A 13041-nucleotide genomic window follows, 5' to 3' on the forward strand; every position below is an offset into this window, starting at 1 on the left:
ATCTTCCCGAATTCTCTGCAATCCTAAATTGAGAAGGCAGACTCAAGGCGCGGCAGCAACTACAAACTACAAACTACAAACCATAAACAACAAACAGTTTTCTAGCTTTCTTCGTCGAAGTACAGCTTATAATATTTTTTCCCGCTCATTTCATCAACGCCTTTTTCAATAAGATCGCGGCGGCCGTGAATATATACGTGGAAGTTCTTGTCGAGCTTTAATACGGTTTTGAATGCGCGCTGTTGTTGCTTAACCGCCGATACGTGTATGGCGAATTCGTCCTGTATTTCGAAGTTGCGCGCCGTTTCGAAGTTCTTTTTATAATCCATGAAAGTATCAACCACTTCCTGGTGGTGAATAACCTCATTGGTGAACTCTTCTATGCTGAAGTTCTCTTTGGTTTTGAAGTATTCCATGGAGCGGTTCAGCATATCTATCTGATCGCTTTTCGATACTTCGAACTTTTCGGCATATTCATTGGTGATAAAACTTTTGCACAGGCTCAGGTATTTATCAGTATGGTGATAGCTGTCGGCATACGGTTCTACCTGTAAAAAATCGGTTACCCAGTACTGGGCATCGTTTTGTTTGTTGGTAGCGTCAACCACACAAACTTTATATCCTTCGTTTGTATTGGTGTGAAAGATGAGGCAGCCTTTATCGAGTTTATTGATGTTCACTCCTTCTTCCTGGATCACTTCCCAGCTGGGGCCATGCTGAAATACTTTCAGAAAGGTTTCTTTGGTTTCTGATTTAAACAAACCAACAGCCCTGATGAATTCGCCTTCAAAGGGAATATCATCGAACAGTACCACATAAAACTCTCCTTCTTTTACTTTTACGTGGGTCGATTTACTGTAAAGGAATTGCGCCAGCAGGGCCGATTGTTGGGTAAAGCGCTCGCGGTCTTCAAAAATGCTGCGAACGAAGGTATATACCTCGTTCATTTCTATATCGCTGAGATGGGTAAAACGGTATAATTCATTCTCGTTAAAGGGCCCCAGAAAGTATTTGGTAAGTAATGCCTTTACCATATCATCGTTGAGGGTAAGCGGATTAACGGAAAGTTTTAAGTCTTCACCGCGGGATGGATTACCTACTTTATGCACGATAACCTGTTGCAACTGTACGCTGTCAATGCCGGTCATAACCTTTTTTTGAGGCCGCGAAGATAAATTGAAGAAAGGGAAATCCCCCCACTATTTAACATCAAAATCAACCACTACTTTTTCGGTGCGGGGGTGGCTTTGGCAGGTAAGAATGAACCCGGCATCCACTTCTTCCTGCTCCAGGGCGTAGTTGATATCCATGTAAACCTGGCCTTCAAGCAGTTTTGCCTTGCAGGTGCTGCAAACCCCGCCTTTGCACGAAAAGGGCAGATCGGCTCCCTGCTGCAGGGCGGCTTCGAGAATGGTTTGGCCTTCGTAAGGCAGATCGAAGTCAAAGGCGATGCCATCGAGTTTTACGGTAACCTTACTTTTTTCGGCGGTGCTTTCTTCTTTTCCCGCTTCGTGTTTTCTGCTTTTTACTTCAGCCTTCTCCCCGGGGGTGGTGAACAGCTCGAAGTGGATCTTTTTTTTAGGTATGCCATATTGCTGCAGCCAGTTCATAACCGTAAAGATCATTTGTTCGGGCCCGCAAATGAAGATCTCATCCATGCCATGAACATCGATCAGCTTTTGGCTCAGCAGGTTCAGCTTTTCGTCATCGATCCTGCCCGAATAAATGGCTGCATCGGTTTGTTCGCGGCTTAACAGAAAATGAACGGCCAGCCGGTTAATGTATTTATTCTTTAATGCTTCCAGTTGTTCTTTGAAGATAATGCTGTTCCGGTTCTGGTTGCCGTATACGAGGGTGAAGGTGCTGTCGGGTTCAGTTAAAAGCGTTGTTTTAATAATAGAGATCAGGGGTGTGATGCCGCTTCCGGCAGCGAAAGCGAGGTACTTTTTTTTATGAACCGGATCGAGCTCGGTAAAGAAGGTGCCGGTTGGGGGCATTACTTCCACCACATCGCCTTTTTTCAACATATTATTGGCCCAAACGGAGAACCTCCCGTATGGCGCTTTTTTGATAGCTACCCGCAGTTCATTATCGGTGGGACTGCTGCAAATGGAATAGGAACGCCTGACCTCTTCATTATTGATGACCGTACGAAGTGTAAGGTTTTGCCCTTGTTTGAACAGGTAGGCGGTTTTTAATTCTTCGGGCACCTCGAATGCAATGGATACGCACTCGGGCGTTTCTTTCCTGATATCAGCAATCGTTAGTTGATGAAAATGCGTAGCCAAAAGGGCAAATTTTTAATGAAACTATGCTTGTTTACGAAGGCCGTCAACCAGTATCTGTACCATATTGTCTTCCAGTACTTCGCCGGCGATCTTCTTTTTACTGCGATGCCATGATTCAATACCGCTAACCGCGTGCAACATGATCAATACGGCTGTTGGCGCATCGATGGGTTTAATTTCTCCTTTGCGAATACCGTCTTCGATAACGGAGGCAATGCGTTGGCGGTAGGCCCTGCGCTGCGTTTGCATATTCGATAAGTAAGGATCGGTAAGGTGCTTCCACTCGCGGTCGCTAACGTATACCTCTTCATAATTATCGAGCATTTGCCTGATGTGAAACCGGAGAATGGCCTGGATCTTTTCAATGGCTGTTTTATTGGGTGTGGCATCCACTTCCTCAATATGCGACATGAAATTATTGGCCGTTTTAAAACAGATCTCCTGCAGGATCTCGGCTTTCGAACTGATGTGGTTGTACAGGCTGGCTGCTTCCACCCCTACATGTTCGGCCAGATCGCGCATGGAAGTAGCGCTAAAGCCTTTTTCGCGGAACAGCTTGGCTGCCTTGGCGATGATTACGTCTTTCCTTGTACCGTTTCTGTTTCTTTTAATTTTAGCCATAATAATGGGGGTCAAAGATAATAAAAATGCTAACAATTGTTAGCGGGTTATATTAGAATACAGGTAAAAAAATAAAATTAGTATACTAACAATAAAACGGCAATAACACTAAGTGGGCAGTAATACTGAAACCAGGTCATAATCAGGCCGCTGTATAAACAGCGGGCAGGTTAATCAATGTAGTTTGTGCAGAATGGCGGCAAGTTAATAAATAGTATGGCAAAACTGCTTTGTAGTTTCAGCACATAAGAAATTTCGCGTAGGTTTGCACGCCGCTTCAGCCCCGTTCCCACCGGGATACAGGGGTATTCCGAAGCTTTCATCCGATTTCTTCATTAAAATTAAATAGTACCCGGGGCCGCCTGTTATGGCTGCACTATATGGGTTAAAAATTTGCTTATGTCTTTGATCGTTGTGGGCACTATGGCCTTTGATGCAATTGAAACGCCTTTTGCCAAAACCGACCGCGTAATAGGCGGATCTGCCACTTATGTAGCTTATGCAGCCAGCAATTTCGTTCAGCCTATTCAGCAGATCTCGATCGTTGGCTTCGATTTCCCCAGGGAGGAAATGAAAGAGCTGGAAGAAAGAGGCGTTCAGCTGGATGGCGTTAAAGTAGTGCCCGATAAAAAATCATTTTTCTGGAGTGGTAAGTACCACCTGGATATGAACAGCCGCGATACGCTGATCACCGATCTGAACGTATTGCTCGATTTTGATCCGGTTGTGCCTGAATCATACCAGACCGCCGAATTCCTGATGCTGGGCAACCTCGATCCGAAGATCCAGTTGAGCGTGATAAAGCAAATGAAGGTGCGTCCCAAACTGATCGTAATGGACACCATGAACTTCTGGATGGAAGTAGCTATGCCCGGCCTCGAAGAAGTGCTGAAAGAAGTTGATGTGCTGATGCTGAACGACAGCGAGGCCCGTCAGCTGAGCGCCCAGTTCTCACTGGTGAAAGCGGCTAAAGAGATCATGAAAATGGGTCCCAAATACCTGATCATTAAGAAAGGGGAACATGGCGCCCTGTTGTTCCATGGCGACCAGGTGTTCTTTGCGCCTGCATTGCCGCTGGAAGAAGTGTTTGACCCAACCGGCGCCGGAGATACTTTTGCCGGTGGCTTTATGGGACATATTGCCCGTACAAAAGACATTTCATTCGATAATATGAAAACCGGTATTATCGTAGGTTCTGCTATGGCTTCTTTCTGTGTTGAGAAGTTTGGTCCCCAACGCCTGAAAGAGATCAGCCGGGCCGATATAGATAACCGCATTCAACAGTTCGTTGAGCTGGTGAATTTTGATATTGAACTGGTTTGAAGGTCGCGGTAATAAAGTAAAATAAACGTTGCAATGATATAAAGTTATAAGATGTGCCACACCTCCAAGGTGTGGCACATCTGCTTTAATACCTCCCCGCCAGCGTAACCACCTGTTTGAATTTTTTGGTTTTGCCCTGCAGATTGAAGACCTCGGTAAGCACTATATAAATACCAACTGGTAATTTTTTCAACCCGTCATCGAGGCCATCCCATCGAAAGCGGCCGGTGGCGGCAAGGCTGGCATTGTTTACCAGGTGGCGCACAATACGGCCGTTGGCATCGAAAATGCGAATGGTGGCAACATACCCCGGCGCGTCAAGCTGGTAACCGATAGTGGCAAAGTCATTGAACCCGTCATTATCGGGTGAAAAAACGGCCGGGGTAACAGCTACCTGTCCCTGCAACCGGGTATCGGCCATCAGTTGGGAATTGGGATACCCCGGGGTGCCGTAATTTACCGTAGATGCGGCCGACGACCAGTTTGATTTCAGCTGGGTAGGCTCGTTATAACTATGGCGTTCCAGGGCTACACCTTCCTTTTCGCTTACCAGTGCGAAATGCCAGCTATGATCGTAGCGCAGCTCATCGATAACTGCGCCCTGCATATTTAGCAACACAATAGTGCCTTTATCGTCGGGTAGTGAGGGTAAGGCCGTCAGCTCTGTAATAAGAGCAGGATCTTTAACCAGGTACTGCTGCTGTAACCACAACCGGTTTTCGGTTAGCACCCGGTAATCGCCGGGAAACAAAAGCCAGGGAACGGAGCTGACGGCTGTGATGCCGGTAAACTGCCCGGTAGCATTTCGGCTGGCAACGTACAGCTGTTTCAGGTCAATGATATTGTTGCTGCGGTTGTATATTTCTATATAATCAAAGCCATCGGGGCGGGGATTGAACAACACTTCATTGATAACTACCGCAAGGCTGTCGGCCATTGCCGGCACACCGGCCCTTGCGGTGTTTAACTGGTTGATCGTATTTCCCGAGCAGTCCGTTACCTGCGATGCTTTCAATTGGTATACAGTTTTATGCTGCAACGCAGCAGGCAGTTTCAAAACAACTTCTGTGCAAAAGGGCATTACAATGTTGGCTGAAGCAGGCTGCACCATGCCGTTGTTTATGGTATAATTACCGGGCGTGGCTGCGGAAGCGCTATCGAGCGGTTCATCGAAAAAAGCTGAAATAGTGATGCTGTCGGTTGTAGCGGTTCTTGTAAGGGCCGGTGGCTGGTCATCGGCATTGGTAGCGTCGGCATCGTTTTTCTTCCCGGGCGAACCGCCGCTGTCGTTCGGGCTGGCCTTCCAGTTGTTCATGCCCGTGCAGGAGTTTTTGGTATCAATCATCTCCAGCGACCAGCCGCCTTCGCTTTTAACTGCATTCTGATACCAGCTGTTATTATATGCAACAGCATGAATTAGTTTTCCTTCGGAAGAATACAATGAAATAATATCGGCGTCATTATTCAATGATGGGAAATTGCTTACGCCGATAGCATTACCAAAGGCAGCATATAAAGCAGCGGAGTTGTTGGCACAAATAATTACAAAGCTGTCGGGCTGAAGTATGAAGTTGGTGGTTATGGTGGCGGTGGTACTGCCATCGCTCAGTTTCCAGTTGCGTATATTAAATGCCGTAGTAGAAACATTCTTAAGTTCAATGAATTCGGCATTGGGTAACTGTACCGGTGGTGTTGGGTCGGGAAGCAGTTCGTCGATGACCACATCGAAGCGGCTGGCAAACTGGGCCATGGCGCCCAAATGCAGCAGCAGCAGGAGAAAGCAGGCCGGTATAAAACGGCGAAAAACAGGTAGCATCATTATTCATAGATTTAATACTACCTAAGCAGAGCCATGCCAGAGAGCGGGCAAATGTATTGTATATTAATATTATAATGTAAACCGTACTTGTTCATCATCAATTTCTTGATAAATGTTAAGTGGGGTGAAAGCCATACCTGGCCCGGGCTGGAAAAGGATCAGGGAAAAATTAAATTTGGGGATAAGGGATTTGCGAATTAATTTTGGCCCTCGTAATGCAAAACATAAAGAAAAATACAAAGACTACCAAGACAGGCTCCATACACGGGGGAGGTTGAGGACTACTTTGTATACCAACATATTCAGAGGCCTTCCCACAGAACGGGAAGGCCTTTTTATTTTTAATGCACTGCCTGAAAACAGTGTTCAACCAAAAAAACAAAACAAAAGGAGCAAAACATGAAAGTTGCGGTTGTAGGTGCCACCGGTTTAGTGGGTACCAAAATGTTACAGGTATTGGCCGAAAGGAATTTCCCGGTTACAGAACTGATTCCCGTAGCCTCTGAGCGATCAGTTGGAAAAGACGTGGAGTACAAAGGAAAGAAGTTCAAGGTTGTCAGCATGACCGACGCTATTGCCGCAAAACCAGCTGTGGCTTTGTTTTCAGCCGGCGGCAGCACTTCACTGGAATGGGCGCCCAAATTTGCCGAAGCAGGCATAACTGTTATCGATAACTCTTCTGCATGGCGTATGGACCCCACAAAAAAGTTAGTAGTCCCTGAAGTGAATGCAGATGTATTGACACCGGCAGATAAGATCATAGCCAACCCCAACTGCTCCACCATTCAGATGGTAGTGGCTTTGCAGCCTTTGCATAAAAAATATAACATTACCCGTATTGTAGTGTCAACCTACCAAAGCGTTACCGGTACCGGTAAAAAAGCGGTTGACCAAATGATGGGCGAGCGTCAGAAAGCGGTTAAGAACGCCAAAGACGAATACCCGATGGCATATAAATACCCCATCGACCTGAACGTAATTCCCCAGATCGACGTATTCCTCGATAATGGGTATACGAAAGAGGAAATGAAAATGGTGAATGAAACCAGAAAGATCATGGGCGACGACTCTATCCGCGTTACTTCCACTACAGTGCGTATTCCGGTTATGGGTGGTCACAGTGAAAGCGTGAACGTTGAGTTCACAAAAGATTATGAGCTGAATGATGTTAAGCAACTGCTTGAAAAATCACCCGGCATTGTGGTGGTGGATGATCCTGCCAGCCAGCAATACCCCATGCCTATGGATGCGCATGAGAAAGATGAGGTATTTGTAGGAAGATTGCGTCGCGATGAAACGCAACCCAATACGCTCAACATGTGGATCGTAAGCGACAACCTGCGTAAAGGCGCTGCTACCAACGCGGTACAGATCGCCGAGTACCTAATGGGGAAAGGATTGTTGAAATAATGAACATAGAATAATGAATGACGAATGTCGAAGGAAATACGCTTCGGCATTCGTCATTTTACGTTCGTTATTCTACATTTTCAAGCGCCCGGTTAATGAAAATAACCATGGGCTGCAGTGCTTCAAAGGCCGTTACGGTTTTTTTGAGGAGGTCTTTTGAAGTGAGATCGGCGTCTTTTAACGACTGCATTGCGATCCAGCTTTTAAGTTTCAGATATTCGCCGGCCGGATTGTTTTTATCGAACCCCTGCGGCACGCGGCTAAGGGTCATATCTTCTTCCCGGTACAGATCGCCGTATATATTGGTGAATTTTTTCGACTGTACTATCTTTTTGAACTCATCGAAGCAATAATCGATCTCCTGTCTAACTTTTTTTGTTTCGGGCGGCATAGGCATCCAGATCCCTCCGCCTACAAAGCTTTGTCCGGGCTCGAGGTGAAAATAATACCCTGCAAAGACCGACTTACGGCCGCCGCGGTTAATGCTGGCGCCCATATTTGTTTTATAAGGCGATTTGTCTTTTGAGAAGCGAACATCGCGGTTGATACGAAAAAGGCATTTTTTGGCTTCCTGTTCGCGTATAGAGTCATCTTTTAGGCCGTGTTTGTCGATTACAGCCTGAATAAAGGTCGTAAAATCAGTTTTTGCCGCATCATATTGTTTACGATGGGCATCGAACCAGGGCTTGTTATTGTTTTTGGAAAGATCCTTGATGAATTTTAAAGTGGAAGATTGCAGCATAGCCAAAGATAAGAAAAGGCAGCAGAAGGCGGAAGGCGGAAGGCGGAAGGCGGAAGGCGGAAGGCGGAAGGCGGAAGGCGGAAGGCGGAAGGCGGAAGGCGGAAGGCGGAAGGCGGAAGGCGGAAGGCGGAAGGCGGAAGGCGGAAGGCGGAAGGCGGAAGGCGGAAGGCGGAAGGCGGAAGGCGGAAGGCGGAAGGCGGAAGGCGGAAGGCGGAAGGCGGAAGGCGGAAGGCGGAAGGCGGAAGGCGGAAGGCGGAAGGCGGAAGGCGGAAGGCGGAAGGCGGAAGGCGGAAGGCGGAAGGCGGAAGGCGGAAGGCGGAAGGCGGAAGGCGGAAGGCGGAAGGCGGAAGGCGGAAGGCGGAAGGCGGAAGGCGGAAGGCGGAAGGCGGAAGGCGGAAGGCGGAAGGCGGAAGGCGGAAGGCGGAAGGCGGAAGGCGGAAGGCGGAAGGCGGTAGGCGGAAGGCGGAAGGCGGAAGGCGGAAGGCGGAAGGCGGAAGGCGGAAGGCGATCAATTTCGGGCGGCGCAAGTTCGTATATTAATCTCAAAATCCGCGAGCAATTCACCATTGACCATTGACCAAAAAAATAAGTGGCGTGAAAGCTAGCCTTATGCATTCACACCACTTATTTGCTTGCATCAATTACCGGGCATTATTTGATCCTGCCCCAGTTCTCACCACTTTTTATACGGTACATGGTCATCTCGGAGACGCCAAATTTTTCCGCTAACTTTTTGATGGTGATCTTCCGGTTCTTGTCGTTGAGGATCTTCTTAATGCCTTGAACCTGTTTTGCATTCAGCTTCAAGCCTTCGGTTCTGTTTGCCTGTACTTTTTTGTACGCAATTTTGGCCGGGCTGTGTTGCTGATGTTCGATCATTTCTTCGAGCGTTGCCCATTTCAGGTTTTTAACAGCATTATCAAGTTTGTTGTGATTAATGTGGATCACATACTTGTTCTTGAGGGATGCTTTTTTGAGAAATAAACGTGCAATCTCACGGTGAATGTACAGCGTACCGTTGTTGCCTGGACGATGCAGGTTCAAAGTTCTGTAACCGGTAGTTAAAGAGCCTTGTAACAATTTGCCGTCTTCAACAACGTCATCTGTGTAGCTGGCTATGCGTCCCATGGAGGACAACGCATACTTTTTACGGAGGTGTTTCCAGCCTGGAAACTGTAGGGGTTTCCACACCTCGTTGGGGAGTTTTTTTATCATCGCCTTTTCCTTTTGGCTAAAGTTACAAAAAAACAAATGTGAAATTCAAACAATTGATAAGAATCATATCAATGATGTATAAGGGACAGGAATTCGGCTTCGGTTATGATCTTGATGGAGGTTATCTTTTTAGCCTTTTCCAGCTTGCTTCCTGCCTCTTCTCCCGCTACCAGATAGTTTAAGTTTGCGCTCACACTGCCGAGTATCTTACCTCCGTTAGTTTCAACCATTGCTTCGGCCTCACTTCTCTTGAGCGTGGGCAAGGTGCCGGTAAATAAAAACGTTTGACCGCTCAGGTTGCCTCCGGTTACAAGGTCCTTTTTGTCGTTTTTCAGCTTCAGGCCCAGCGCTTCAAGCTTTTCAAGGGTTGCTATATTGTCCCAATTATGGAAAAACTGATGTACACTGCCAGCCACCTTGGGCCCTATATCTTCGAGGTTTTGCAGGGCTTCCAGCGAATAGTCCTTCAGTTCCAACAGATGCTTAACCGCATGGGCAAGTGTTTTTGCAGTGGTTTCCCCAACATACCTGATGCCAAGGGCATAGATGAGCCGGTGAATAGGTTGTGCTTTTGATGCTTCAATAGCTGCCTGCAGGTTGGTAATGCTTTTCTTACCAAACCCTTCCAGCGTACCAATGTTGTCGAAGGGTAACTGGTATATGCCGGGTACATCTTTGAGAAAACCCAACGTATAGAACTTACGTATGTTGGCTTCGCCAAGTCCCCTGATATCCATGGCATCCTTACTGGTGAAATGGATGATGCGTTCCACCACCTGGGCCTCGCAGTTGATGTTGCTGCAGCGCCAAACCGCTTCTTCCTGCGGCTTTTCGAGCTTGTCGCCACACACAGGGCAACTGGTAGGAAAGTCGATCTTCTTTTCTGTTCCGTTACGAAGTTCGGGCAGGCTTTTAACGATGTAAGGGATAACATCGCCGGCCCGTTCAACCAGAACCGTATCTCCTATCATCAGGTCTTTTTCCTTTATCACTTCTTCGTTGAACAATGAAACGGATCCTACGGTAACGCCGCCGATAGGCACGGGATCGATCTTGGCTACAGGAGTAACCGAACCGGTACGGCCAACCTGAAACTCTACCGCTTTTAATTTGCTGGTAGCCTGGCGGGCCTTGAACTTATAAGCGATGGCCCAACGGGGGTGATGGGTGGTCATACCCAGTTGTTCCTGCTGGTGAATATCGTTTATCTTTATTACCATCCCGTCGATCTCATAGGGCAGATCATCGCGCTGCTTTTCAAATTCATGGCAGTATTCAATAACGGCATCGATGCCCTTCAGCACCTTCTTTTCCTTCATGGGACTGCGAAAGCCGAGCTCCCATAACATCGTCAAACAACCGCTATGGCTATCCAGTTCCTTATGAAGATCGGTGCCCGGCAACTGGGTATAATGGCTTACCTGGTAAAGGAAAGCTTCCAGGTTTCGCTTACTCACTTCCTTTGGGTCTTTGATGCGTAATGTGCCGGCTGCCGCATTACGCGGATTGGCTAACGGCGGCAGGTTCTGTTCAGCCAGCTGATCGTTATACTTTTTGAAGTTCTGTTTGCTCATCAACACTTCTCCCCTGATCTCTATCTGCCCGAGCCCGTATTTGGAAATAGCTGCCGATAAAGGAATGCTCCTGATCTGTTTGATATTGGTTGTAATGTCATCGCCCTGTACCCCGTTGCCTCTGGTGGCGCCGCGTACCAGCATGTTGTTTTCGTATATGAGCGAAATGCTGGCCCCGTCGAATTTGGGCTCAACGCAGTACTCGAGCGAATCGGCTTTGGCCAGTTCACGGGCACGGCGGTCGAAGTCGATCAGGTCATCGGCATTGTATGAATTATCGAGCGATAACATGGGCACCAGGTGCGATACCGTTGGAAAGTCTTTTGTAAGTTCTTTGGCCACCCGCTGGGTTGGTGAATCGGGTGTGCGTAGCGCCGGGTGCTCTTTCTCGAGTTTTTCAAGCGCTTTATATAGTTGGTCGTATTCAAAATCGGCAATAAGCGGATCATTCAAAATATAATACCGGTGTTCGTGGAAACGGAGCGCATCCCGAAGCGTTTCGATATCCGAGTCGGTTAAATGCCCCTGGGAGTTCTTTTCCATTAAACCGGTAGTAACCTTTTGTAAATCTTTTGTTTGGTCGGGTGAATACATAAAATGATATGGTTGTTGCTGTTTAATCAAAGTTAGGTCAATGCCCTGTTTTAAAACTCAGCATGTAAGTCACGGTTAGCATGCTGCAGATATTGACGAATATCAATTACTGAGAATCTGAAAAAAGGCAAAATAGGTTGTTTTATTCAAAAAATGCGTCTTTCATACAGGGATAACTGTTGTAAAACTAATTAAAAGGCAATAAGTTATACTTGCATGGGTGCATACCTAAGGGTATGGTATCTGAAATATGTCCGTTGTCAAAATGTGTAGTAAAAAAACAACGGGGCGTTCAGGAGTGAAGTATTCAATATATCTTTACCGTATTAACACAACCGGCAACAGGCCCATACCGGATCAATTGTGCAGTTTTTCTTTTGATCGCGTGCCATTGGGCCCTCCCGCCAGTTTGTTTGTTTAATTGCTCTCACTTCAATTAAGACCTTAGTTATTACACGGTTACATGAGATGATGATTCCCGGCCCGTACGCTTGAAACCAGTTAAGCCAGTCTGTTATTACAACAACAGGTTGGAATTATAAATCAGATTTCTTAACCCTGACAATCTAGCTAATAGCCATGGGAACAGCATTACAGAGAACCATTCACCAATTGCGTTCTGAAGACCGTGAGTTTTTTCAGATCGCCATCTCAGTCGATTGTGTAATTTTTGGATTCGACAAAAACGAACTGAAGGTCTTACTTATCAAATCGGACCTGGAAGAGTTTAATAATCAATGGTCTTTATTGGGCGACCTGGTTCGCCCCGATGAAAATCTCGACACCGCTTCTTACCGCGTATTGAAAGACCGTACCGGCCTCGATGACGTATACCTTGAACAGGTGTACACTTTTGGCGAAGTTAACCGGCACCCTGCCGGCCGGGTGATCAGCACGGCGTATTATTCTTTGATAAATATCAAAGACCACCTGCCCGTGTACAGCGATAATGAACTGCACTGGCACCCTGTAAATGAAATATCTGCGCTCGCCTTCGATCACAAAACCATTCTCGAAACCTGTTTGCGCCGGCTGCAGTCAAAGATCGAAGAACACCCCATCGTATTCAATCTGTTGCCCGAGAAGTTCTCCCTCCGTGAGTTACAAAACCTGTATGAAGCCATACTGGGCGTAAAAATGGATCGCCGCAACTTCAGAAAGAAATTCTTCCTAATGAACTGGCTCGAGGATATGAATGAGCTGGAACAGGACGTTCCTCACCGACCCGGTAAGTTGTACCGCTTCAACGCTACTAACGGTAAAACCAAGACCCCTATTCCGGTGTAACATCAGCTTATAATTTTAAAAAAAATGATATGAAGCAGCTTTTCTCCGGAAAGGCTGTCTTTTTTTATAGGGGAACACTAATCATACCAACGCTGTTGCATGGGTTATGACTTCTATATAACTGCAGTATAACGGCATGTGACTCCTTTGTTTAAGTTAGCATGATAA

Annotated in this window: 10 protein-coding genes; 3 read left to right on the top strand and 7 right to left on the bottom strand. The window is 46.8% G+C overall.

The genetic code is table 11. The features are described from left to right. Nucleotides 1–101: 101 nt before the first annotated feature. From A4R26_RS33870 to A4R26_RS33880, 3 genes are read right to left on the bottom strand one after another with little or no spacing between them, the layout of a single operon-like run. Entirely contained in the window at nt 102–1148 is a 1047-nt protein-coding gene (locus tag A4R26_RS33870) for a nucleoid-associated protein (RefSeq protein WP_081171561.1), read from the bottom strand. 51 nt (nt 1149–1199) lie between these two features. Further along, nucleotides 1200–2288 (bottom strand): 1,2-phenylacetyl-CoA epoxidase subunit PaaE, encoded by a 1089-nt coding sequence (paaE, locus tag A4R26_RS33875; protein WP_081171563.1) that lies wholly within the window; start codon nt 2286–2288, stop codon nt 1200–1202. Between the two features lie 21 nt (nt 2289–2309). Then, complete coding sequence (locus tag A4R26_RS33880; RefSeq protein WP_081171565.1) at nt 2310–2909, bottom strand: TetR/AcrR family transcriptional regulator; 600 nt, start codon at nt 2907–2909, stop codon at nt 2310–2312. Nucleotides 2910–3308: 399 nt separating this feature from the next. Here A4R26_RS33880 and A4R26_RS33885 point away from each other — a divergent pair, with 399 nt between their 5' ends. Beyond that, nucleotides 3309–4232 carry a PfkB family carbohydrate kinase gene (locus tag A4R26_RS33885; protein ID WP_081171567.1) on the top strand — a complete coding sequence of 308 codons (924 nt, stop codon included), beginning with the start codon at nt 3309–3311 and terminating at the stop codon, nt 4230–4232. Between the two features lie 85 nt (nt 4233–4317). Here A4R26_RS33885 and A4R26_RS33890 read toward each other — a convergent pair whose 3' ends face one another. Further along, the gene (locus tag A4R26_RS33890; protein WP_081171569.1) at nt 4318–6051 is read right to left on the bottom strand and encodes a lamin tail domain-containing protein; all 1734 of its coding nucleotides are present in this window, start codon (nt 6049–6051) and stop codon (nt 4318–4320) included. Between the two features lie 399 nt (nt 6052–6450). Between A4R26_RS33890 and A4R26_RS33900 the strand changes: the two genes are divergently transcribed. After that, entirely contained in the window at nt 6451–7461 is a 1011-nt protein-coding gene (locus tag A4R26_RS33900) for an aspartate-semialdehyde dehydrogenase (RefSeq protein WP_081171573.1), read from the top strand. Nucleotides 7462–7528: 67 nt separating this feature from the next. Here A4R26_RS33900 and A4R26_RS35775 read toward each other — a convergent pair whose 3' ends face one another. From A4R26_RS35775 to ligA, 3 genes are all read right to left on the bottom strand, one after another. After that, nucleotides 7529–8749: a TIGR02453 family protein gene (locus A4R26_RS35775; RefSeq protein ID WP_242675092.1), complete on the bottom strand. Its 1221-nt coding sequence runs from the start codon at nt 8747–8749 to the stop codon at nt 7529–7531. Nucleotides 8750–8854: 105 nt separating this feature from the next. Further along, nucleotides 8855–9418 carry an NUMOD4 domain-containing protein gene (locus tag A4R26_RS33915; protein WP_081171575.1) on the bottom strand — a complete coding sequence of 188 codons (564 nt, stop codon included), beginning with the start codon at nt 9416–9418 and terminating at the stop codon, nt 8855–8857. 68 nt (nt 9419–9486) lie between these two features. Continuing rightward, entirely contained in the window at nt 9487–11586 is a 2100-nt protein-coding gene (ligA, locus tag A4R26_RS33920; protein ID WP_081171577.1) for an NAD-dependent DNA ligase LigA, read from the bottom strand. A 579-nt stretch (nt 11587–12165) separates the two neighbouring features. Between ligA and A4R26_RS33925 the strand changes: the two genes are divergently transcribed. After that, nucleotides 12166–12873 (top strand): NUDIX hydrolase, encoded by a 708-nt coding sequence (locus A4R26_RS33925; RefSeq protein ID WP_081171579.1) that lies wholly within the window; start codon nt 12166–12168, stop codon nt 12871–12873. The last annotated feature ends 168 nt before the right edge of the window (nt 12874–13041 follow it).

The organism is Niastella populi (genome assembly GCF_002078015.1).
GTDB lineage: Bacteria > Bacteroidota > Bacteroidia > Chitinophagales > Chitinophagaceae > Niastella > Niastella populi.

Excerpts from the sequence above, each read along its gene's own strand:
- A4R26_RS33870 (WP_081171561.1), bottom strand. The coding sequence starts at position 1,148 with ATGACCGGCATTGACAGCGTACAGTTGCAACAGGTTATCGTGCATAAA.
- A4R26_RS33880 (WP_081171565.1), bottom strand. The coding sequence starts at position 2,909 with ATGGCTAAAATTAAAAGAAACAGAAACGGTACAAGGAAAGACGTAATC.
- A4R26_RS33885 (WP_081171567.1), top strand. The coding sequence starts at position 3,309 with ATGTCTTTGATCGTTGTGGGCACTATGGCCTTTGATGCAATTGAAACG.
- A4R26_RS33890 (WP_081171569.1), bottom strand. The coding sequence starts at position 6,051 with ATGATGCTACCTGTTTTTCGCCGTTTTATACCGGCCTGCTTTCTCCTG.
- A4R26_RS33900 (WP_081171573.1), top strand. The coding sequence starts at position 6,451 with ATGAAAGTTGCGGTTGTAGGTGCCACCGGTTTAGTGGGTACCAAAATG.
- A4R26_RS33915 (WP_081171575.1), bottom strand. The coding sequence starts at position 9,418 with ATGATAAAAAAACTCCCCAACGAGGTGTGGAAACCCCTACAGTTTCCA.
- ligA (WP_081171577.1), bottom strand. The coding sequence starts at position 11,586 with ATGTATTCACCCGACCAAACAAAAGATTTACAAAAGGTTACTACCGGT.
- A4R26_RS33925 (WP_081171579.1), top strand. The coding sequence starts at position 12,166 with ATGGGAACAGCATTACAGAGAACCATTCACCAATTGCGTTCTGAAGAC.